This window comes from Parachitinimonas caeni (assembly GCF_030129945.1).
GTDB classification, from domain to species: Bacteria; Pseudomonadota; Gammaproteobacteria; order Burkholderiales; family Chitinimonadaceae; genus Parachitinimonas; species Parachitinimonas caeni.
In genome coordinates, this window is record NZ_JARRAF010000048.1 from 1 (window position 1) to 23320 (window position 23320).

General features: G+C 59.5%; 9 protein-coding genes. 1 reads left to right on the plus strand and 8 read right to left on the minus strand.

The window, feature by feature from the left end; genetic code table 11:
• From PZA18_RS21960 to PZA18_RS21975, 4 genes are all read right to left on the minus strand, one after another.
• On the minus strand, positions 1–7575 hold a 7575-nt coding region (locus tag PZA18_RS21960; RefSeq protein WP_284103038.1), incomplete at its 3' end, for a calcium-binding protein.
• 44 nt (positions 7576–7619) lie between these two features.
• On the minus strand, positions 7620–8054 hold the full coding sequence (locus PZA18_RS21965; protein WP_284103039.1) for a hypothetical protein: 435 nt from the start codon (positions 8052–8054) through the stop codon (positions 7620–7622).
• A 102-nt stretch (positions 8055–8156) separates the two neighbouring features.
• Positions 8157–8348 carry a hypothetical protein gene (locus PZA18_RS21970; protein ID WP_284103040.1) on the minus strand — a complete coding sequence of 64 codons (192 nt, stop codon included), beginning with the start codon at positions 8346–8348 and terminating at the stop codon, positions 8157–8159.
• A gap of 83 nt (positions 8349–8431) precedes the next feature.
• Positions 8432–9256 carry a hypothetical protein gene (locus tag PZA18_RS21975; RefSeq protein ID WP_284103041.1) on the minus strand — a complete coding sequence of 275 codons (825 nt, stop codon included), beginning with the start codon at positions 9254–9256 and terminating at the stop codon, positions 8432–8434.
• A gap of 687 nt (positions 9257–9943) precedes the next feature.
• Between PZA18_RS21975 and PZA18_RS21980 the strand changes: the two genes are divergently transcribed.
• Positions 9944–11206 carry an MFS transporter gene (locus PZA18_RS21980; protein WP_284103046.1) on the plus strand — a complete coding sequence of 421 codons (1263 nt, stop codon included), beginning with the start codon at positions 9944–9946 and terminating at the stop codon, positions 11204–11206.
• Between the two features lie 76 nt (positions 11207–11282).
• On the opposite strand, the gene PZA18_RS21985 is transcribed toward PZA18_RS21980, so the two are convergent.
• From PZA18_RS21985 to PZA18_RS22000, 4 genes are all read right to left on the minus strand, one after another.
• On the minus strand, positions 11283–12608 hold the full coding sequence (locus tag PZA18_RS21985) for a sodium-dependent transporter (RefSeq protein WP_284103042.1): 1326 nt from the start codon (positions 12606–12608) through the stop codon (positions 11283–11285).
• A 491-nt stretch (positions 12609–13099) separates the two neighbouring features.
• On the minus strand, positions 13100–17296 hold the full coding sequence (locus PZA18_RS21990; protein ID WP_284103043.1) for a two-component regulator propeller domain-containing protein: 4197 nt from the start codon (positions 17294–17296) through the stop codon (positions 13100–13102).
• A complete protein-coding gene (locus PZA18_RS21995) occupies positions 17293–20781 on the minus strand; it encodes an ATP-binding protein (protein ID WP_284103044.1) in 3489 nt (1162 codons plus the stop codon). The genes PZA18_RS21990 and PZA18_RS21995 overlap by 4 nt, the downstream gene beginning before the upstream one ends.
• Entirely contained in the window at positions 20768–22933 is a 2166-nt protein-coding gene (locus PZA18_RS22000; RefSeq protein WP_284103045.1) for a GAF domain-containing sensor histidine kinase, read from the minus strand. Before PZA18_RS22000 ends, PZA18_RS21995 begins: the two co-directional genes overlap by 14 nt.
• Positions 22934–23320 lie beyond the last annotated feature (387 nt).

Here is a 23320-nt window from a genome sequence, read left to right on the forward strand (position 1 = left end):
GTCGTCGCCGGCGCCGCCGACCAGGCTGTCGTTGCCGAGGCCGCCGTCGAGGGTGTCGTTGCCGGCGAGGCCGTTCAGGGTGTCGTTGCCGGCTCCACCGGTCAGCTTGTCGGCTTGCGCCGTGCCGTTCAGGGTCTGGTTGGTCGGGGCGCCACCGCCGCCCGCGATCAGCTTGGCGATGTCGGCAGCGGACAGTGCGTTACCGCCCTTGGGCTGGATGTAAGCCACTGCGGCGTCACCGCCGTTGAAGTGGCCGAGCACGCGCACGCTGCGGCTGGTATCGCCGACCACGCCGATGACGAGGTCTTTGCCGTCCTGTTTGAAGGTGAGCTGGCTGCGGTCGAGGTCGTTGAAGAAGATCCAGTCCTGACCACCGCCGCTGTTGTCGATCGTGTCCTGACCGAATGCACCGCTGAAGACGTATTTGTCGTTGCCGGCACCACCGACCAGGCTGTCGTCACCGGCGCCACCGCTGAGCTGGTCGTCATCGGCGCCGCCATCGACGGTGTCGTTGCCTTCGCCACCATCGAGGTAGTCGTTGCCGGCTTCGCCCTTGAGCCCATCCTTGCCGTCTTCGCCGAACAGCTGGTCTTTGCCGGCACCGCCTTCGAGGCTGTCGTCGCCGGTATTGGCGGCGTTGCCGCTACCGCCCATCAGGGTGTCATCGCCGTCACCGCCCTGCAGCAGGTCGTTGCCGCTGAAGCCGTAGAGCTGGTCGTTACCACCCAGGGCGCGAATCCAATCTTTGCCTTGGGTACCCAGCATCTGCTCGCCGGCGGCGGTGCCTTCCATCACGGTGTCGTATTGGCCACCGGTCGCGCCACCTGCCACGATCTGGTTGATACGGGCGGTATCGAGCATATTGCCGCCAGCAGGCTGGATGTAGTCGATGGCATAGTCGCCACCGAGGAAGTGCTTGACTACGCGCACCGACTGCTTCGGGTCTTTGTCGACGGTGACCAACAGATCGTCGCCATCACGGGTCAGGGTCAGGCGGGTGAGTGCCAGATCGCCAGTGAAGAACAGGCCATCGAAGCCACCGCCGGTGTTGTCGATCACATCGACGCCCTGACCAGCGGCGTAGATGTACTTGTCGTCGCCGGCATCGCCGAACAGTCGGTCGTCGCCATTGCCACCACCCAGCTGGTCGTTGTCGGCTCCACCACGCAGAACATCGTTGCCGTCACCACCTTCGAGGTAGTCAGCGCCGGCATCGCCGCTCAGTTCGTCGTCACCGTCCTCACCGAACAGCTGATCCTTGCCGGCGCCACCAAACAGGGTGTCGTTGCCGGTATCGGGCTTGATGCCGTTGCCACCCATCAGTGTGTCGTCACCGTCTTCGCCATACAGGGCGTCGTTACCCGCAAAGCCGAACAGTTTGTCGTTACCAGCGCCGGAGCGCAGGGTATCGGCGTTGTTGCGATAGCCCATCAGGGTGTCGTCACCGTCGGTTCCCAATGTGACGGTCAGCGCTTCGATCGCGGCGAGGTCGAGCTTGCTGCCATCGGCAAAGGCGAAGCTGTCTACCTTGAAGTGGTCGCTAGGAATGCTGCGGAACCAGTTCTGGATGGTGATCTCGTCGCTGCCATTGATATGGCGTACCACGAGGTCATCGCCAATGCGGAACAGCTTGAGATCGGCCTGCTTGATGCCCGCCCCGAACACCAGCTCGTCGCTGGAAGCTGGAATGTTGTTGAAGGCTTGATCCTGTCGGGTTTCGATCAGCAGATCTTTGCCATCACCCAGATTGAAGCGATAGGTGTCGTTACCGTAAGAACCATAGAGGGTGTCGTTGCCGGTGCCACCTTCCAGCGTATTGTTGGCGTTGTCCCAAACGGTGTCGGAAGCCGTCAGCTCGTCGTCGCCAGCGCCACCCAGCAGGGTGTCGGATCCGGCACCGCCGGCCAGCTTGTCATTGCCATTACCACCGTCGAGCTGGTCGTTGCCTTCGTTGCCGTCGAGCTGATCGGTACCGTCTTCGCCGGTCAGGGTATCGTCGTCGTAGCCGCCAGCCAGGGTATCGTTCCCTTCGCCGCCGTTGAGCAGGTCATTACCGCTACCGCCATCCAGATTGTCGTCGCCGGCTTCGCCCTGCAGGCTGTCGCGGTCTTCGCCGCCTTGCAGTTGATCATTACCCGCGCCACCCAGCAGCAGGTCGGTGCCGCTCTGGCCTTGCAGGTTATCGGCGCCTTCGCCGCCGGTCAGCGAGTCGTTGCCGCTGCCGCCGTCGATCAGGTCATCCCCCAGACCACCCAGAACGGTGTCATCGCCATCGTTGGCACTGATGCTGTCATTGCCGTCGAGGCCGTCGATCAGGTCGGCATCGGCATGGCCATAGATACTGTCAGCCCCACCGGTCGCCTTGATGGCCTGCAGCTTGATCTGCTCGTAGTCCCAGATCGTGCCATCGGCCAATTCGATGGATTCGATGGCGCCCTCGCCGGCTGCGCCAGCCTGCCAGCTGAAATGGTTGTTGATGCGCAGCGTATCGCCGCTGCTCAGGTTGCGGATCAGCAGGTCGTTGCCTTCGCGTCGCAGAAGCAGATCGCTGGCTTTGGCATCTTTCAGGCGAATCCGCTCGGTGCCGGCCTGGTCGTAAACGGTGTCGTTGCCCGAGCCATTACCAAATATATAGACGTCGTCGCCGTCGTTGCCTTCCAGGTAGTCGTTGCCGCTGCCACCACTCAGGGTATCGGCCCCCTGGCCACCGATGATCGAATCATCGCCATCACCACCGTCGATCTGGTCGTCGCCCAGTTCACCCAGCAGGGTGTCGTTGCCAGCGCCACCATCCACGCTGTCATTGCCGGTGCTGGCGAGGACCTTGTCGTTACCCGCCAAGGCAGTGATTTTGTCATCGCTACGGAAGCCCTTGATGGTGTCGTCGCCATCGGTGCCATCCAGCGTCTTGCGCGCCAGCTGTTCGGCCGTCAGCACCAGTTCGCTGCCGTTGCCGTACTGGATACGCATGCCACCACGCGGCGTTTCGTCGTTGAAGTAGGCACTGAGCGTGAGAAGGTCTGCCGGGCTGCTCTTGAAGCCAACGGTCAGGCCGGTGCCTTCGCGGCGGAAGATCAGCTCATCCAGCGGCAAGTCGGCCAGGTAGATCGTGACGATGCCTTCGTAGTTATCAACAATGGTGTCGCGACCATCGCCCCGGGCAAACAGATAGCTATTGGTGCCTGCGCCGCCATTGAGCACGTCGTCTTCACGCCCCCCAGCCAGGAAATCGTCACCGGCGCCGCCTTCGAGTGCATCGCGCCCATCGCCACCAGACAGACTGTCTCGGCCGGCATCGCCGCTCAGGCGGTCATCGCCCGCACCACCGATCAGCGTGTCGTCGCCGGTTTCGCCGGCCAGGAAGTCGTTATCGGCGCCGCCATCGAGCTTGTCGTTGCCTTCGCCGCCGCGCAAGGTGTCGGTACCCGCTTCACCCTGCAGCTGGTCGTCGCCCTCGCCACCTTCGACCACGTCGTTGCCTTCGTTGCCGTTGAGCACATCGTTACCGGCCGCGCCTTTGAGGGTGTCATCGCCCGCCAGGCCCGACAGGGTGTCGTGACTGGCATAGCCGCTGATCGAATCGTTACCCGGCGTGGCCAGCATCACGCGGCCCTTGATGTCGGCCACAGTCCAGATCGAGCCATCGGCAAACACGATCTCGTCAATCGCATAGCCCCCGGCGGCTTCTTTATTAAAGTAATTGGCGACTCGCACGCTATCGCTGGCCGAGGTGGTCAGCAACAGATCGTCCTTGTCGCGGGTAGCCACCACGCTGGCCTTGCTGACGCTGGCATCGAACACGATACGGTCGATGCGGCCACCGCCATCATCGAAGTTGTTGACCGTATCCTTGCCATGACCTGCTGCGAAACGATAGGTGTCGTTGCCTCGCCCACCCACCAGCGCGTCATTGCCGCTGCCACCGTCGAGCGAGTCATTGCCATCGTCGCCACTCAGGTTATCGTCGCCTTCGTTGCCGTTGAGCGTGTCGTCGCCCTTATGGCCCATGATGGTGTCGTTGCCGGCCAATCCGGACAGGGTATTCGCTTCGGAACTACCCAGAATCATGTCATTGCCGGGGGTCGAAACCGAGGCCGTCAGCTTTTCCAGCATCTGCTCAAGCGTCAGTTCGCCGCCATCGGTAAAGATCAGCTTCTCGATCACGCCGTGGCTGAGGTCGCCATTCAGATCGAAGAAGTTGTCGATACGCAGCTCGCCCGCCACCGCGCCTTCGGCGTTTTTGACCTTGACCCAGACCGTGGTGACATCGCGCTTGAATTCGAGGCTGCTGGCAGAGATGCCTTTGCCAAAAACAATCTGATCGACACCGCCCGTATCCAGCAGCGTGTCATTGCCGTGGCCAAGGCTATAGCCATAGCTATCGTTGCCCCCACGACCATACAGACGATCATTGCCTTCGAGACCGTGGATCACCGAGCCGGCATCCGTCCCGAACAATTGATCGTCACGGGTGGTCCCTACGGTGATGCTCAGATCCAGATACGGCGCCAGCGTCGGGTTGCCCGAAGCAATCGCCTTGTAAGCATTGGTAACGTCTACTTCCAGATCCCACGAGTAGGTGTACAGATCCTTCAGCTGCTTGATCAGGCCGACCAGCTTGTCGATCCGGCCGGCATCCAGCAATGCCTTGAAGGTCGGCTCGATCTGGCTGGCGTTGCAGATGAACCCCTCGCTATAGCTGCCGAAGTCCGGCAGGATATTTTTGCACTCCTCGGCGTAGAACACCTGCAGGTTGATCTGCGCCTCGGTGTATTTACGGAATTTCTGGTACTCGGCAATCAGCAAAGGCGCTGCGTTGCCGTGTGGGTTGGGGTCGCGCTCGCCCCAGCACCAGGTACCCATATAACCACGGCCGACCAGATGCTCCAGCGTCACCAGCTGGCGGGCATCCATCACATGGCCGTAAACCTTCTTCGGATCGCGGCTTTTCGGGTCTACGTCGGCCGAGCCGGTCCAGCGGTAGATGAACAGATCAAACAACTCGCTGCGCTTGGTCGGGTCGGCTTCGGCCAGATACTTGGCCAGCGCCTCTTTGATACCCGGATCAAGCACCATCGCTTGCCGCAGGTTGTGCACCTGACCAAAACCCCGTGCATCGGGCTGGCCCAGCACGTCTTCGGTCAGCGTAATGGCGCCGTTATCAACGGTGGAACTGGAATCGGTCTTGAACCAGACGTCAGCCGTCTTGGTCACCGTGCCGTTGTTGAGGACCAGCTCGGCCACCTGCTTGTGGGCGTTGCCGTTGGCATCGACAAAATCGGAATTGGTATAACGGGTGCTGATCGATTTGACGCCAGCCCCTTCGAGCGAGAACAGCTCGCCGTCGTTGCTGAAACCATCGCCATTCAGATCGCGCCAGACTTTGAGCCGGCTGTAGGAAGCATCAGCGGCGTCAATCACGCCATCGCCGTTATCGTCCTGCTCGGCCAGCGCCTGATAGCCATGCTCGGCCGTCTTGCCGTTCTTCAGCAGCGTGTGGTTGCCAAACAGCTCACGGCCACTGCCAATGATGCCGTCTTCGTTCAGATCATTAACCAGCACACCATCATCCGACTTGGCCCAGGCCGAGCGCTCGCTCAGGCCATCGGCGTCGTGGTCGAAATAGGCATTGGCCAATGCGGCGGTTTCGACGCCATCACCATCGAGGTCGAGCACAATGGGGGAGGTGACTTTCTCAGGCGGATCGATATCGGGTTTTGGTGGCTTCGGCGGCTTTGGCGGCTCCTTTTCGGTGCGCAGGTTGATACCCAGCCGGCCATTGGCAAAGTTCTCAATCGTCAAGCCATTGACGGTCAGGGTTGATCCGGACAAGGTGTAAGTAAAGCGACCGTCGCTGCTCTTATAAATGTTTTCAGGATCGCTCTTCTTGCGGCTACCACCAGTCAGGACAGTCTGGTCCAAACGAACCGAGCCCATACCGTCGAGGTCGTTGATGGTGTCGGACCTGTCGGCGATATAAGTATCGTAGCCGAGGCCGCCCCGTAGTTTGTCCGCGCCGCTACCGCCGTCCAGCGTGTCGTTGAACTCGTCGCCATACAGCTCATCATCGTTTTCGTCGCCATACAGCTTGTCCTGGCCGGAACCGCCGCGCAAAGTATCGTTGCCGGAACCGCCCCGCAGCTCATCCGCGCCCGTGCCACCATTCAGGCTGTCGTTGCCGTCTTCGCCATACAGCTTGTCGATATCGGCGCCGCCATCCAGCGTGTCATTGTCGGCGCCGCCGTGCAGTTCATCATTACCCGCGCCACCCAGCAAGCTATCGTTGCCGTCGTCGCCATACAGCTTGTCGTTATCGGCGCCACCATCCAGCGTATCCTTGTCGGCGCCACCGCGCAGCTCGTCATCGCCGGCGCCGCCCGACAGGCTATCGTCGCCGCTGTCGCCTTTGAGCTTGTCGTCGTCCTCCTCGCCTTCCAGCGTGTCGTTGTCTTTGCCGCCGGATAGCTGGTCCTTGCCTTCGCCACCCTTGAGGGTGTCGTTGCCGTCGTCGCCATTGAGCTGGTCATCGCCCACTTCACCGCGCAGCTCGTCGTTGCCCTGGCCACCGGACAGGATGTCGTTGCCGTCCCCGCCATAGAACACGTCGTTGTTCTTGGTACCTGTGACCCGGTCGCTCCCCGCGCCAGTCACATAGACGATGCCATTCTTCGCGAATTCAGCCAGACGATTACGGACCAGAATACTGCGAGGGCTATAAGTCGAAGTGATGTCAAAGCCGGAAAGGGTGACCGTACCCGATAAATTGTCGCCATCGACGGAGCCGTAGATGATCGGCTTATCGCCATCCAGGAAGCGAATCGTACCGGCTTGAAAGAGCTTGGCCGCCAAGTCGTCGGCGCCGAGAGCCAGTCTGCCAGCGGCGACGGCACTAGCATGGGTCTTCTGCGCACTGGCCCGCATCATGTCGATGAAATTCAGGCGCGTGGTGGTTCGGCCTTGGCTGAAGTCGAAGCCGATCGGTACCGAACGGCCGATGCCAGAGGGGTCAACGATAGGTTGCAAGAAGTAATTCGCCACCTTCGATGACATCGAAGACGAAGTGAAATCGAAATCTTCCTGGTTATTACGTTTCGAGTATGGATCGATAGAGAAATTGTCAATATATCGATTGCCATTGGATTCAATGACAAAGCTGGCCCCGTCATTTATCTTGAACGCAACGGTATTCCAGATATAGGCCCGTTCGTAGAAATCATCTTTGCCATCATCATAGTAAGCCTGCTGAATGGCATAAGTCGCATCTTTAACAGCCTTGCCGTTTTGATCGTAATACCCGAAATGCGTCAGTATCTGCTTTTTAGTATAAGTTCCAGGCTTGAGCGCAGCTGAATCCGCATACAAAGATGAATTGAAGAAGCGATCGATGAATTCGAAGTCGCCAGCCACCGCGAACCTGCCAGGTCCATTGGCCATATAATCGTTCACATCCACCGTCATCAACGGACCAGCAATGCCTTTGGGGCGAAGTAAGCTGGCATCCTTTAAATCGGCCGGCAAATTGGTTTGGCCGAAAAGATACATATTGGTAACTTCTGTTGCGGTAAGGTTCGTCATCAGATTCCGACATTCACGTTAAGGAAAAAAAACTTTATCTACGATTACCACGGAGTACCGCAGTTCGAGATGGTTACATAAGTCTCGCGCGGCTCGTGCCGATCAGGTGTGGCTTCGCCCCGATAACGCCGCTGGTATTTAACACGGACAAAACCGGATGCATCGCCTGACAGGCGGGTCAATAAATCATGCTGAAATCCTTCGTCTGCCCGTTCAGTGATTTCGCAGCAATTCGGATTAAGCTGCATGAATTCATCCACGCTTTTATATGGGATTATCAGTTGCTCTTCATACCCAGCTTCGTGAGGTTGAAGCTTGACCAGCTTGTCACCGGTTTTCAGATAGACTTCACGCGGTTTTTCACGATTCACCACATAATTCACGGCGCTATGTATCTTTTCTCGATCGGACCAAGCGCGCCCTTCCCTGGCGCAATAGCCGGTGTAATTCAAGTGCGCGCGAAAACCGAAGTAGACCAAGGGGGCACCGAGGCAAAGCAAGCACCCATACCGCCAGAATGATGATTTTATCGGCATGCCTGAGTGCTCCCGTTCAGTGGGGTTGGATTCGAGACCGGCAACTTATGCACGGGTCATCCCCATGTCAGAACATGTGTAGCCCACACCGATAGATGGAATACCATTGAGGTCGAAATAGGCTCTTCCTGATGGCTCGCCAATGGCGTGAGTACCCTCAATGCCATCCACCTTTAGGAAATTACAAAGTGCGTCGTAGAATATCTTTATATCCATTGAAACCGTATTAAGAGCCATTCACTTACCTCGTCTATTAATTGATTTTTCTTTACCCAAATCAGGTAAAGGTTTGCTTAAGATCCACGTAAAAAGGTCACTCATTAAACCACTTTACTGTAATGCCACTGCCCGTATCGCTGACTATCACACACTTTATGCAGATTATATGGAAGACCATTCCAACCAGGATTTCTCCCAGGAGTAGCGGCAATATAAACACTGTCCGGTGCATTTATTTCATAGACCTGTCTCTGCCGAACGAAATAGTGCCGATTTTGGCAGGAGCTCATTTTTATTTTGAAAGGCGAATCAAATCCGCTATCAATCTGACGTATTTGATCTGTCCCAATACCTTGCAATTCGAAATAGACAAACCCTCTACCGCCCCAGTCCTTGTTATAAGCAGTTTTATGGGCATGGCTCCACCCACAGAAATTAACATCGCGAGTATAACCAACAATAGCCACCCCATTGCCCTCAACAGGGGAAATCTGGGCTTTGTGTAACTCAGGTTTGATCTGATTATTTTTCAAGGACACCAGAAATTCATTCTGCCACATACTAAAATCAGGCAGAATTTCCCTATTCAATTCCATTCGGGCTTTTTCTATGGAATGAATCAGCGGTAGTTTAATTTGCACGGATATAGCCTCAACAGGCCAGATCGGAAATCCAGCAATTTCAGGCATCCTACAACAGGACAATCCAACCTGCTTTTCATTTAATTGCTTCAGACAGTCTTCGCATATATGAAAATCTTTACCCGTATTACCATCGCGGGTATTTTTATTTACATCCGAGCAAATGCCATAGCACGGTCGCTTTGGAGCGGGTGACGGCACAACCTCTGCAGCGAGGCTAGCCGATGCGTAGCAAAGCAGGCCACCACGCATGGTCCAGGCCAGATACACAAACGGGTGTTTCATTACACTTCCCATTCTGTCAGCCACCCGAACATGCGGGGGACTGGTTTTTTTGTTTTTATGTTTCAGTCAGGCTATTCGCTTGCCGCAAGGGTCAACAAGGCTATCCATTCGGCTGAATTATTGAAACAATAACCAATGAATAAATAAGTAATTCGTAAAATATCCTACTTCAAACAATCGTCTTCCGGTTGGCGCGCCATGCCAAGTAGTGCTGCGATTCGCACCTGAAGCTACTTTCAACGGGACGAGAGGATACAGCATCAGGGCTAATGGCCTAACATCTTAATAACAAAATATTTGATTATTTTATCTGATCATAATCAACAAATCTTGCATCAAGCGTTTTCACCTCTTCATCACCTATTGATTATGTATTTGATTAATGTCAATAAATGACACTCCCTCGCATCACCCGTCAACCAAGCAGCATCGTATCGCCCTACCGTCAGACAGCTTCCTGAATCATGCTGTTTGAACAAGTGCCGCAGGTAGCACAGCTGATAGCGGATAAATTTTCTGACTTGTGCTGGAACTTTGCGTTGGCATTGGCTGTCGTGTTTGATCCCCCATTTGTTTTCTCTTAGGCCCAAAGGCTTAATCAAATCCCCTCGCGGGAAAGGAGTCTCCCAATTGCTAGCTGGTTTTACCAGGCGCCTCGCGGAGCTGGGGCGCCCTTTTCGCTTATTGATGGTCAGCGAGATGCTGATGTTGCTATCGCTGATGGTCGGTCATGTCGCCTTGCCCTGGTGGATCGTGCACGAGGGCGGTGCGCATGATATGGCGCTGTATTCGGGGATCATGTCGCTGGTGTCGTTTCTGGCCTTGCCGCTGCTGTCACCGCTGGGTGACCGGTATTCGAAACGGATGCTGATTACGGGCGGCCTGGCTTTGTACACGGTGGAGAGCATTTTGCTCGCCCTGTTGGTACAGGCAGGGCATTACAACATCTGGACTTTGCTGATGCTGGAAGCGATTCCGGTGATTGCCATGGCCATGATCAGCCCTGCCTCGTTCAGCATCGCCGCTGAGCTGCTGCCCGCCGAGAAGCTGTCGGATGGTTTTGCCATGCAGCGCAGTGCCGGCGCGCTGGGCCGGATGATGGGGCCGGTGATTGGCGGCGTGATTCTGGGTATCGCCAGTGTCGCGATAACTTTGTGGGTGCATGTCCTGCTGTTGGCTGGGGCGGTGTGGGCAGCCTCCCGCATTCAGGCGCCTACGCCTAAAGCGCGCACCAGCGACGCGCACAGCTGGCTGGCGGACATGAAGGCGGGCATTGCCGCCAAGTGGCAGATTCCGATGGAGCGCGGCTGGACCGCCACTTCGTTCTGCGTGATGCTGTTTTTCGGCCCCGGCATCGGCATGCTGGTTCCAGTGAAAATTCAGTCTTTAGGGCTATCAGGTGCCTGGCTCGGTGGCTGCGAGGCGGCACTGTCTTGCGGCATGTTGCTGGGCATGCTGGGCGGGGCGAAATTCGTGTCGGAACGCATCGGCCGCTTCTGGGCCAGTAGTGGCGCCATTTTGCTGGAAGGCTTGTCGTTGATGTTGGCGGGCTATACCCACACGGCCTGGCTATTGCCGCTGGCTTATTTTCTGATCGGCTTTGGCATCGCCAATGTGCAGATGGTCGGGCATACCCATCGGATGCTGGCAACGCCAGAGAATTTCAGGTCGCGCATGACAGCCGTCAATATCATGGTCATGCAGATCGCCAGTACGCTGGGACCAGCCATCGCCGGCTTTGGCCTGGCCTTGGGAAACGTGCATCAGGTGTATCTGGTATTCGGGGTGTGCGTGTTCATTTGCGGACTGATGTATCAGCGGGTGCCCGGCTACCGGCATTTTCTGGGCTTGGACCACGAGGCGGTGAAGGGTTGGTACGCGCAGCAACACCCGCATATTTTCAGCGCCGGCGCAGCGACCCCGGCCCCGACCCACACCACCGTCCGCTAATAATGATGGCGGGAATAAAAAGGCGACCTCTCGGTCGCCTTTTTCAATTGCGTAGTCGCGGTTGACTGCTGTCGGATCACAAACCTTTCACCAGCACGGCTGCGATGACAACTGGGGCCACCCAGGCCGCCATCAGGCGCACGCCCTGAAGCAGGGCTGGGGACAGCTGGCCACCTTTGGTCAGCTGGTGCTCGACTTCCCGCCAGGCAAACCAGCCACCGAAGATAGCGGTCACGATACCGCCTAGCGGTAGCATGATATTGGATGTCAGGTAGTCCATCTGATCGAAGATCGTCATGCCGAACAGCTTGACCTCGGCCCAGGGCCCGAAGCTCAGCGAAGCCGGGATCCCCCCCAGCACCATCAGCAACGATGGCACCAGCGATGCCATCTTGCGTGACCATTTCAGTTCATCGACAAAGTAGCTGACCGAGACTTCAAGCAGCGATACCGACGAGGTCAGCGCTGCGACCAGCAGCAGGATGAAGAACAGCGTGCCAAACAGCTGTCCACCGGGAATGTGGGCAAACACAGCGGGCATGCTGATGAAGGTCAGGCCCGGCCCGGCCGACGGGTTCATACCAAATGCAAAGGCCGGTGGCAGTACCATCAAACCACCCATCAGGCAGGCCATGACGGCCAGACCGACCACCCAGCCGGCGGTGCCGGGGATATGGGTTTTATCGTCAAGATACGAACCATAAGTCACCATCACGCCCATCCCCAGCGACAACGAGAAAAAGGCCAGACCCATCGCGTTGACCATGCCATCAAAGCCGAGTTTGGAAAAATCCGGGCGGAACAGGAATTCAACCCCTTGCCAGGCACCGGGCAGCATCAGACCACGTACGATCAGCGCCAGCATGAGCACGAACAGCAGCGGCATCAGTACTTTGGAGATACGCTCGATCCCCTGCTGCACGCCGCCGGCAACCACGCCCAGCGTCAGCACTATGAACAGGATGTGGTAGACAATCGGCTCAACGGGTTGCTTGATGAAGTCGCCGAATGCCGCGCCCAGCACCTTGGTATCGGTCGTGGCCAGCTCGCCCAGGGCCGTCATTTTGATGTGGGCAATGGTCCACCCCCCCACCACGCCGTAGAACATCATGATGATCAGGCAACCCAGCACCGACGGGATGCCGATCCAGCGCCACTTCTGGCCGCCCAGCTTGCAGAACGTCCCCACCACACCCGCCTTGCCGGCGCGGCCGAGTGCCAGTTCGATTTTCATCAAAGCCAGCCCGAGGGTGAAAGACAGCGCCAGAAACACCAGCAGGAATGCGCCGCCTCCATTTTGTGCGGTCACATACGGAAATTTCCAGATACAGCCAAGCCCGACCGCCGAACCGGCCGATGCCAGAATGAAGCCCAACTTCGAGCCCCAGGTTGCTCTTTGCATAACAGATTACCTATCCAATTTTCAGGAACCACAAAAGCCGGCGCAGACTGGTCTCACCAGCCTGCTTCGGGTCGAATCCATCACGGCCACACGGCCCGATTGCGAACCCACACCCGGAACTTTGGGCATCCCCTCACGATTAGCCGCTTTAGCACGGCACATTGCACATGGCCCGCGCAACGGGCGCACACTGCAGGTGTTCCGAATTTTTTGATATCTCAGCAGGCTGATGGGCAGCCCACTTCACGCAGGGCATTGTGTGCCCAAAAGAAAATCTGTTCATGGTTTTCGAACAGACTTGGAGAGGTCGCGAGGCTAAAGGCAAATGCGCCGCAAGGGAATTGCGCAAGTATCTGATTGAAAAATGATAATAGCCTGTGCTATGGCGGGCAGCAGCTCAGTGTCTGACGAAATGAATTTCGGTCATGATTATCGCGGGTTTACAGCCGCTCAAGGCTCTTGGGAGCGGTTAATCCAATTGACCGGAGACATCACACATTGATGGGCAGTAAAACCTTGAACTCGCTGCCCTTGCCGACCTCGCTCTCGACTTTGATCCAGCCGCCGTGGCGCTCAATGATTTTGCGGACGATGTCGAGCCCCAGCCCACTGCCTTCGCCGGCGGCTTTGGTGGTGAAGAAAGGCTCGAAAATGCGCTCGCGGATTTCCGGGGCGATACCGCTGCCGGTATCGGCAATCGAGACCACTGCCCAATCGGCTTCGCGATAGAGCCGGATGGTGAGGGTGCCTTTGTGGCGCATCGCCTGCAAAGCGTTGTGGATGAGATTGGTCCAGACCTGATTCAGTTCGTCCGGCAGACAGCGGATCGGTGGCAATGCTTCGAATTCGCGTACCAGCTCCGTGTTCTGCTTGATCTGGTTCTGATACAGCATCAAAACCGTATCCAGCCCCTCAGCCAGGTCGGCCTTGACCCATTCGCCGATATGATCGACCCGCGAGAACGACTTGAGCGCAAACACGATTTTCGAGACACGATCAACCGCCGTGTTGATATTGCGGATGCTGCTGATGGTAATCGCAACGTTGTAGGCCGTTTCGAGCACCAGCGCTGACTGCGGATGCAGTAGCAAGGGCACAAAACGCCCAAGCGTATCGCCAATATTCATCTGGGCCAGCAGGCTGGCTTTATTGCGTGGGCTGTCGATGCCGGCAGCCTCCAGCTGCTGCATCAGCTCCCTGACTCTGGCGCGCTCCTCCCGACTGGTCTGCACGGCCGCCGGCTGCCAGGCACACTCCAGCAGTGCCAGAAACAGCGCGGCATTGTCCGCATCCAGTGTCTGGAACAGTGTCGTCATGCCGTGCAGCGCATGGTCGAGCGCATCGGCAACACTCTTGCCGCTCGACTTCACCGCACCAATCGGCGTATTGATCTCATGGGCCACATTGGCAACCAGCTGCCCCAGGGCTGCCATTTTTTCCTGCTGCACCAGATGCGCCTGGGTTTGCCGCAATTCTTCGAGGGCCAATGCCGCCTGAACCCGTGCCAGCTCTTCTTCACGTTGGGCCGCGCGCGCCGCATCGAAGGCTGAGGCGTTGGTGAGTGCGATAGTGGCGTAAGTGGCCACCGAGCGCAGGACATCCAGCTCGCGCTCGTGATAGACGTCCGGCTCGTGGCTTTGCACGGTCACCACGCCGATGCGCTGCTGGTTGATGCTCAATGGCCGATAGACCCGGCTGCGCAAGGGCTTGACCGTCACCAGCTCGCTATCGCATTGACTTTGACTATCGCTGACCAGATGGACCTCCCGGTCTTCGCGAAATGCCTGCACCAGCTGCGACGTCGGGTGATCCAGCGGAAACACCGTGGTACAGGCGGAAATCACCCCGTCCGCCTGAAAGTAGATGTAGCGCAGGCCATCGCCGGCCTCGGTCAGCATTGCCACCCCGAAAGCATCCAGCGGCAGTAGCGAAGCCAGATGCTTGTGCAGGGCCATGCAAATGGCGTGGTGTTCCAGGCTGCGTGTCAGATCTTTGCCGATGTCCCCGAGCTGTCGCAGGGTGTGGGTCGAACGCGCCAGGGTTTCGTTGGCACGCGTCAGTGCCGAGGTCCGCTCGCTGACCTGTTGCTCCAGCACCATCTGCCGACGCCGCAGCACGCGGGTACGCGCACCAATGACACCGCTGATCGCCAGAATCGCCAGCGCTGCCATGGCCAGCGTAAACCAGCCGGTCTGATGCCAGGCCGGCAAGATCCGCAGCGGCATTACCAGCTCATGGTCCACCCATTCCCCGCTGCGGTTGGAGCCTCGGATCAGCAAGCGGTAATTGCCCGGTGGCAGATTGCTGTAGGCCGCGACGCGGCGGGTGGCATCGGTCTCGATCCAGGCCGGGTCGTAGCCTTCGAGTTTGTGCTGATAGCGGTTTTTCTCGGGGGCGGAAAAGTCCAGTGCCGCGTATTCAACCTCAAACCCGCGAATCGTCGGTGGCAAGGCCAGCTCGGGCATCTCACCCAAGGCATTGGCCTGCGGCACCGGCCGGGGCTGACCGCCCAGACGCAGACTGCTGACGACCAGCGGCGGTGAAAAGCTCCAGGGTTGCAGCTGGTCGGGCCTGACCACCGTCAGTCCTCCCAGTCCGCCGAACAGCAACTCGCCATCCTCGGTGACATCGCCCGAATGTACCCAGTAGCCACGGATCGACACCCCTTCGGCAGGGCCGAAGGTCTGAATCCTGAAGGTTCGGGGGTCGATCATGGCCAGTCCATCAGCCGTGCTGGCCCAGATCCGCCCCTTCCGGTCGGCGAGAACGGTGCCGATATTGTCGTGAGGCAGGCCGGAACGGCGGGTGAGCTGCCGAAAGCGTGGCGTGCCATCGCGGTTATCGAGCATACAGACACCGCCACCGAAGCTTCCCACCCACAGCCGGCCCAGGCCGTCTGTGGCCAGAGAGGAAATATTGTTGTGGCACAGGCTGTCTGATTGGGTTGAAACATGGCGAAAGGCGCGGAAGCGGCCATCCGGCAACAGCTGGTTGAGGCCGCCATCGGTGCCGATCCACAACTCGCCCAAAGGATCGCGATAGAGCACATTGATAACGTTGTGCAACAAACCATCCGGGCTTTGCGGGTTGGCGCGATAGGTCTGGGTCTGCCCATCGGACAGCCCCATCCGCACCAGCCCCTCTTCGGTGCCGATCCATAAATAGTCATCGGTGCGCGCAAAGCTGCGCACCCGCACGAATGGATTGGAAAGCGGCAGCGGAACGCGGGTCGCTGTCGCCTCCTGTCCCAGATCAATCCGGTAGAGCCCCTTGAAGGTTGCCGCCCAGAGCTGATTGGGGTTGATCTCGATGACCGACAACACAAACTGCGATTCGAGTGCTGGCGAATTGGCAACGGCCCGCACCGGCAGGCCATGCACAATGGCAGGCCGTTGCGGCGATACCTGCAGCACCTCGATGCCTTTGCCACGCGATCCCAGATAAAAGCGCCCGCCCGTACCGGCATGAATCGACAGCACATCACGGTCGGACAAGCCCATTGGCTTCAAAGGGGAAGCCAGCACGCTGACGATGCCGGCCGTGGCCGGGTTGTGCCAGTCCAGCCCACTGACCGAAGCAACCCAGATCAGGCCCGAGCGGTCACGCAACAGGGCGTTGATGCTGTTCGACTCCAAGCCCTGCCGCAACGCAGCATCCATGCCGATCTTGCGACGATGCCGGCCGTCGGGCGACAGCTCGATGATGCCGGAGCCCGTGGTGCCCAGCCACATCAGGTCCGGGCCGATCTCGGTAATGCAGGCAACGCTGACCCCACGCAGCTGCGGGTCCTCCCCGACCAGCACCGGGCGGGCCACACCATCGCTGCCGACCCAGCCGGCGCCGTCGCGCTCGGTGCCATACCAGACACGCCCCTTGGCATCCAGCTGGGTAGACCAGACACGCGGTACCCCATTGATGATTTCAGGCGTGCCCGGCGTGGGCGGCCTGGCCGCGCCAGCGGTTCGCAACTGTGCCACCTGCGGCCAGCGCAGCAGCCCGCCATTGCCGCCCACCCACAGTCCGCCCTCCTGATCGATCACCAGACTACGCACCATGCTCTGCAGCAGATCAAGCACCGGCGGCGACGCCCCGTCGGGGCGCACCGGGCTAATGGCGTCATTGCGAAAATCCAGCCAGTACAAGCCATTGCGCGATCCGATCCAGAGACCGTTGGCGTCGGAAGCCAATGCAAATACATCATCGAAGTGGGCAGAGGGGAAATGCAGGAAGCGCTCGGTTGCCGGGTCATAGCGGGCAACCCCGGCGCCGTAGAATCCCACCCAGAGCCGGCCGCGCCGATCGAGGTGCAAGGTGCGGATGATATTGCCCGGCAGCGCCCCAGACTCGCTGGGCAGGGGCTGGAACACCTTGAGCCGATAACCATCGAACCGCGCCAGTCCGCCCTGCGTGCCCACCCAGATATAGCCTTGCTGATCCTGCGCCAGGGCGGTGACGATGGGATGCGGCAAGCCATCGTCCCGGCTCAGGTGGCGAAAAACCGTGTCAGCCAGCACCGACCAGCGCTCACCTCCACTCTGCGCGCGAGCCAGACCCGACCACAATCCACACACCAGCAACAGCCCCCCCAGCAGCCAGATTGCAGAGGACATCAGGCGCCGGCCCTGCCGCCCACCTCGCGGCACGCGGGAGATTCCGGCAGCCAGGAGGGGTAGGCAGGTGGGCATCATGGATGGCTGTCGGGATAAGGCAGATAAACGCGGAAGGTCGATCCCTGCCCCGGCGTGCTGTCGATCTCGATTCGGCCACCGTGGCGGTTGATGATCTTGCGGACGATATCCAGACCGAGGCCACTGCCTTCGCCCGGTGGCTTGGTGGTGTAGAAGGGTTCGAAAATCCGCTCCCGCTGGTCGGGGGCAATGCCGCAGCCCGTGTCGCTGATCGCAATCAGGGCCGCAGGGCCTTCCTTGCGGATGGTCAGCGTGAGTACGCCCTTGAAGTTCATGGCCTGCAGCGCGTTGTGGATCAGGTTGGTCCAGACCTGATTCAGTTCATCGGGCAGGCAGCGCACGGGCGGGATCTCCTCGTAGTGGCGAACCAGCTCGATATCCTGCTTGATGCGGCCGTGATACAGCGTCAGCACCATGTCCAGGCCCACGCCGGGCTGGGCCAGCACCCATTCGCCCTCATGGTCGATGCGCGAGAAGGTCTTCAGGGCAAAGACAATCTTGCTTACCCGCTCGACGGCCAGATTGATATTGGTGGCGCTGCTTACCATCACCGCAATGTTGTAGGCCGTATCAAGCATCGCATCGCCAAGGGGGTGCTGGAGCAGGCACAGAAACTGGCCGGCCATGGCATCGGGGTGGCTTTGCACCAGCAGGCTGGCCTTGTGGCGGGCGTTGTCGATGCCGGCTGCTTCAAGCTGCTGGGTCAACTCCTTGATCAATGCCCGCTCTTCACGACTACTGAGCAGAGCCTTGGGCTGACTGGCCAGATCAAGCAATTTCAGAAAGCACTCAACCGCATCATCATCGTGCAGCTGACGGAACAGGCGCGGTAGCTGGTGCAGCGATTGTTCGAGCGACACCGCAATCGCTTCGCCACCCGATTTGACGGCGCTGATCGGCGTGTTGATCTCATGCGCCACATTCGCCACCAACTGGCCCAGCGCCGCCATTTTCTCCGATAGCACCAGCTGGTTCTGAGCCGTGCGTAGCTCAGCCAACGCCGCTTCGAGGTTGTGATTGGTCTGCAGCAGCTGCTGCTCGGTAGCCTTGCGCTCGGTAATGTCGTCCAGCGTCCAGATATAGCCTTTGGCCGGATTCCGGCAATCGAGAATCGTGCCCTGCAGCGAATACCAGCCCAAGACGCCATCGCCGCCAACGAACTGCACTTCGGTGCGATAGCTGCAACCGGCGCGCAGCAGATCGTAGGCTTCATGCCCGACCCGCTCGAATTCCGAATCGGCCGTATACAGCCGTCGTGCCGAATGGCCAATCAGCTGTTGCGAGGTGTAATGCAGCATTTCGGCCAAACGCCGATTCACCCGCTGAAAGCGCCGCTGCTCATCCAGCAAGGCAATGCCGACGGGCGTGTTTTCCAGAATCGACTCGACCGTCGCCAGCGTGTCGTTCAGCTCACTGTCGAGCTTGCGATAAGTCGCCGCATTGGCCAGGGCAATCGCGGCGTAGCTGCACAGGGTGCGAAACACCTGCCGTTCCAGCTCGCCATAGACATTGGCGCGTTCACTCTGGATCGACATGGCCCCAATCACCCGGTCGCGCACCAGTAGCGGGGCATACAGGGCACTCAACATGCGGCGGGTGCCCGGAATGTGGTTCGGATTGGCCCGATCCGGTCTGACTTCGTACAGCACCTCGCCACGTTCTCGAATGGCGCGTGCCGCATTCGATACCGAATCATCGATCGTGGTCTTCCAGACTGGCAGCGTCTCGCCGTGTTCGATGCCAAAAATCATGTCGATGCCAACCCCATCGGCCGCAAGCTGGTACACCCCGAGCGCCTGCACATCCAGCATGGCGCTCACATGCCGATGCAGCGCTGCAAACACTTCCGACAGATCCAGACTGGCCGTGATCTCCTGACCGATGCGGCCCAGCCGGTCCAGCATGTGCGACATCGTCTCCAGCGCCTTGGCTCTGGCAGCTTCCATTTCGGCCAGCTTGCGCTGCTGCTCGGCTTCGAGGCGCGAACGCTCCGCCTCGTGCCGTGACTGCAAGGCGGCAATCCGTTCGGCCGCCTTATGGGCGTTATCGCTGACCAGCATGGTGCGCGCCCGCCGCTCGTATTCCAGGGCCTTGACGTAATCGCCAGCTTTTTCCCAGGCGCGGGCGTACTCCAGCAACATTTTCAGGTCGGGTGCCCAGCCACTGTCGGTGCTCAGCAAGGTGTGGCGACAATCGAGGTAGTACAGCGCAGGATTGGCTGCCTGCAGCCCCGGCGGGCCGGGCAGGTTGTGGCACAGGTGGATTTCTGCCAGGGCTTCGAGCGCACAGGCTTCGGAATCGTGAGTCGTGCTACGGGCAACCGCCAGGGCCCGCGTCGCCAGGACCAGCGCATCGACACCATGCCCCATCTTCGATAGCGTCAGCGCTTCGCCCGCCAGAATGTAAGGCAGCTGACCGCGATGTCCGCCCTGCTCGGCCGCTGCTGCGGCATCACGCAGGGTTTCCAGGGCTTCAGGCAACAGATTGGCATCGCGATAACAACGCGCCAGCTCTTCGGCCACCATCGAATACAGGCGGGAACGCCGCAGTGGGCGTAACCAGTCACGGGCTTCGGCATAGGCGGCGATGGCCGCTTCATTTCGCTCCAGTGCGCGGTGCGCCACGCCCAGGCCGCGTAGCGACTGCCCCATGTTCAGGGGCCAGCATCCGCATTGGCGCGCCATTTCAAGGCCGTATTCCGAGCGTTCGGCGGCACCATCGGGGTCGTTCAGATTATTCAGGGCGGCACCCGTCGAGTGGATGCAGGTGATGGTCATGCGTACCAGACCGATTTCCTGCAGCAGTCGGGTGGCCAGCTCCCAGCCTTCGGCCGCCCGGCTATAGAGGCCATCGTGAAAATCAAGATAGGCATGGCAATAGGCCAGAATGGCCGTCGCACCGCCCCGGCCCAGCCAGGGCTCGGTTTCGAGCAGCGCTTCCACAGGCCCGACGCTACCCGCATCCCTCGCACGGCAACCGAAGTAAGCCTGCCAGGCCAGCCCCAGCGACAGCCGCAGTTTGTCCTGAGTCGCCAGATAGCGCTCGACGGCACCGCCTATGGCCTGCTGGCGTCGCTCCATCATACCCAGATCATCCGAGAGCAGGGCCAGCTGCAGCAGGCAATCGCCCTCGCCGATCCCATCCTTCAACGAGGCAAATTCAGCCTGGGCACTGGCGAGCAACGATTCGGCACGCTCGATCTCGGCCTGCAACCAGGCGATTTCCGCCCTGACCAGCCGCAATCTCGCCCGCAGCTGACGGGCGGCTGACGACGCTTCGTCAGCCAACGCGGGCTCAAGCGTGGCAGCCAGCGCCAGCGCCCTTGTGGGGTCACGCTGGCGCAACAGCCAGGCCAGTGCCGTCATCAGCGGTCGTTGCCGGACTGCATCGGTTTCAGCGGCCAGCAACGCTTGCAGGCGCAGGACTTCCTCGCCGTCGGCGTAGAGGGGAAGCGGTGGCAAAGTGGGCAGATCAGGGTTGGTCATAGGGCAGATGCACGCTGAAGGTGCTTCCGTTGCCTGGCTCGGTTTCGATGCTGATCCGGCCATGATGCTTGTCAACAATGCGGCGGACGATATCCAGCCCCAGGCCGCTCCCTTCGCCGGCTGACTTGGTGGTGTAGAACGGCTCGAAAATGTGTTCGAGCACTTCGGGGGTCATACCGCTGCCCGTGTCGCCGATGGATACCACGGCCTCGTTGCCGACGCGCTTGAGCAGCACGGTGAGCCGGCCTTTGTATTGCATGGCCTGCAGCGCGTTGTGAATCAGATTGGTCCAGACCTGATTCAGCTCATCCGGCAGACAGCGCAAAGCAGGCAATTCCTCGTATTCACGCACCAGCTCGGTGTTTTGCTTGATCTGGTTGTGATACAGCGTCAGCACCGTATCCAGCCCTTCCCGCAGGTCGGCTTCGACCCACTCCCCGCTGTGGTCGTGCCGCGAAAAGCTCTTGAGGGCAAAGACGATCTTGGTGACGCGATCGACCGCCATATTGATATTGGCCGCATTACTGGCCACGGTAGACAAGCCATACAGCGTGTCGAGGATCAGCTCGCACTCGGGGTGGCGCAGCAGGGTGCGGTACTGCTCTGCCTGGTCGTAAGCCTGCAGCTGCACCAGCAGGCTGGCCCGATGCCGCGCGTGTTCGATGCCCAGATTTTCAAGGCGCAAGGCAAGATCACGCGCCATTTGCCGCTCTTCGCGGGTGCTCAGATTGGGAGAGGGCCGGCGTGCCCGTTCCAACAGGCGCAGAAACAGCTTTTCTTCATCGGGATTCAGCAGTTTGAGCACCTTCGGCAGATTGCCCAGCGATTGGGTCAGCGCATCGGAGATATTGCGGCCGCTGGATTTGACAGCTCCGATCGGGGTGTTGATTTCGTGGGCAACGCCTGCCACCAGATGGCCCAGGGCCGCCATTTTTTCCTGTTGCACCGCCTGTTGCTGCGCACGCTTGAGCGCCGACAGGGTGTCGGCCAGCTGCTGGTAGGTGGCGGCATTGTCGATGGCAATGGCCCCGAAATTACAAAGACTGCGGAATACCACCCGTGCATTCTCGCCAAAAGCGGCCGGAGCCCGCGTCTGGGCCGACATCGCGCCGATCACCTTGTCTTTGACCACCAGCGGCGCATACAGCTGCGAGGCCATCGGTGCATGGGCGGCTTGCAACGGGGGTTCGGGCAGGCCAGCGCTGTCATCAACAGCCCCGGTGGTCAGCAGCAGCTCCCGACGCTCGCGCACGCAGCGCACGATTGCCAGATCCGGCACAGTCAGCGGCAGCGGGCTATCGACAGAGATCGGCTCGCCATCTTCGCAACCATAGGCCAGTTGCAGATTCCGCCCATCCGGCGAGAGCCGGTAGATCAACAGCGTTGGCCCCAACTGGTTTGAGGCATGGCGATACAGGGTGTCGAATATCGCCTGCTCATCAAGACTCGCGGTGATTTCCCGGCCAACCGCACCCAGGCTGCGCAGGGTATCAACGGTCCGCGCCAGATTCTGGTTGGCCACGGCCAGCGCGTCGCCCTTGGCGTGCAGCCGGTCGAGCAGATCGCCAATCGACAGCCGCATCATCGACAGCGCATCCGACGAAACAATCATCACCGCCACATAGCCCGTAATGGCACTGACCCAGGCAGAAGGCAGGCTGATATAGGCGTTGGCATCGAAGCTCAGCCCAAGCCAGCCCTGCACGAAGGCTACGGCTACCAGACAGATCCAGGTCACGATCGCCAGATTGGTCAGGATCGACAGCCGACGCGGCAGCAAGATCGCCGACAGCAAGCCGCCCAGAAACAGATAGAGCGCACCGGCCGACATCAACCCGAATGCCATCGAGCCTGCCGACCCCACCAACAGGGTCGTCCCCACCACCACGAACGACAACGCACGACTATCGAGCCGATGCCGCACCAGCCAGGCCAGCACCAGCAGGATGCCCACCAGCAGATGCACCGCCATCACCGGCAGCCAGCCAATGCTGCGCATCCGCCATAGCGAAGCCGGCACCGCAATCAGCGCCACCAGCACATAGCCATTGAGCGTACGCAGCACAAAGCGGCTGAGTATCTGCTGCCAGCTCGTTGGTTCCGCCTGCTCGGGCAAGGCACTTAACCTGACCAGTAAGTCACGTAAACCCACTACTCCGCCTCCATCGGGGCACCCCGGCGCTGTTCATCCGCATACGGGGGTGCAGGGCCTGTTACCTGCGCCAGCATTGTGGCTACCGCAAATACCAGGCCATCGAATATCAGGCTCTGCTGACGTTTTGTTTTCGACCGGAAACACAACGTCAACAGAGCCTAGGCTCTGTTGACATTTTATTTCCGGATCGCGTTTCTTCGGATTTGGGCCTGATGCAAGGCGAAAAGCGCGCCGCTTAGCGGGCTAAGCAAGCGATTTTTAACACCGCAGCAGGCCCAAATCCGGCGAAACCCTCCGGGCCGGGTCGAGTTTTTGGGGGGGGGGGGGGGGGGGGGGGGGGTTTTTTTTTGGGGAAAAAACCCGCACCACCCCAACCCCGCCCCC

Bases quoted from the DNA above. Each gene is read 5' to 3' on its own strand.
- PZA18_RS21995 (WP_284103044.1), bottom strand. From the start codon at position 20,781: ATGACCAACCCTGATCTGCCCACTTTGCCACCGCTTCCCCTCTACGCC.
- PZA18_RS21985 (WP_284103042.1), bottom strand. From the start codon at position 12,608: ATGCAAAGAGCAACCTGGGGCTCGAAGTTGGGCTTCATTCTGGCATCG.
- PZA18_RS21975 (WP_284103041.1), bottom strand. From the start codon at position 9,256: ATGAAACACCCGTTTGTGTATCTGGCCTGGACCATGCGTGGTGGCCTG.
- PZA18_RS21990 (WP_284103043.1), bottom strand. From the start codon at position 17,296: ATGATGCCCACCTGCCTACCCCTCCTGGCTGCCGGAATCTCCCGCGTG.
- PZA18_RS21980 (WP_284103046.1), top strand. From the start codon at position 9,944: ATGGTCAGCGAGATGCTGATGTTGCTATCGCTGATGGTCGGTCATGTC.
- PZA18_RS21970 (WP_284103040.1), bottom strand. From the start codon at position 8,348: ATGGCTCTTAATACGGTTTCAATGGATATAAAGATATTCTACGACGCA.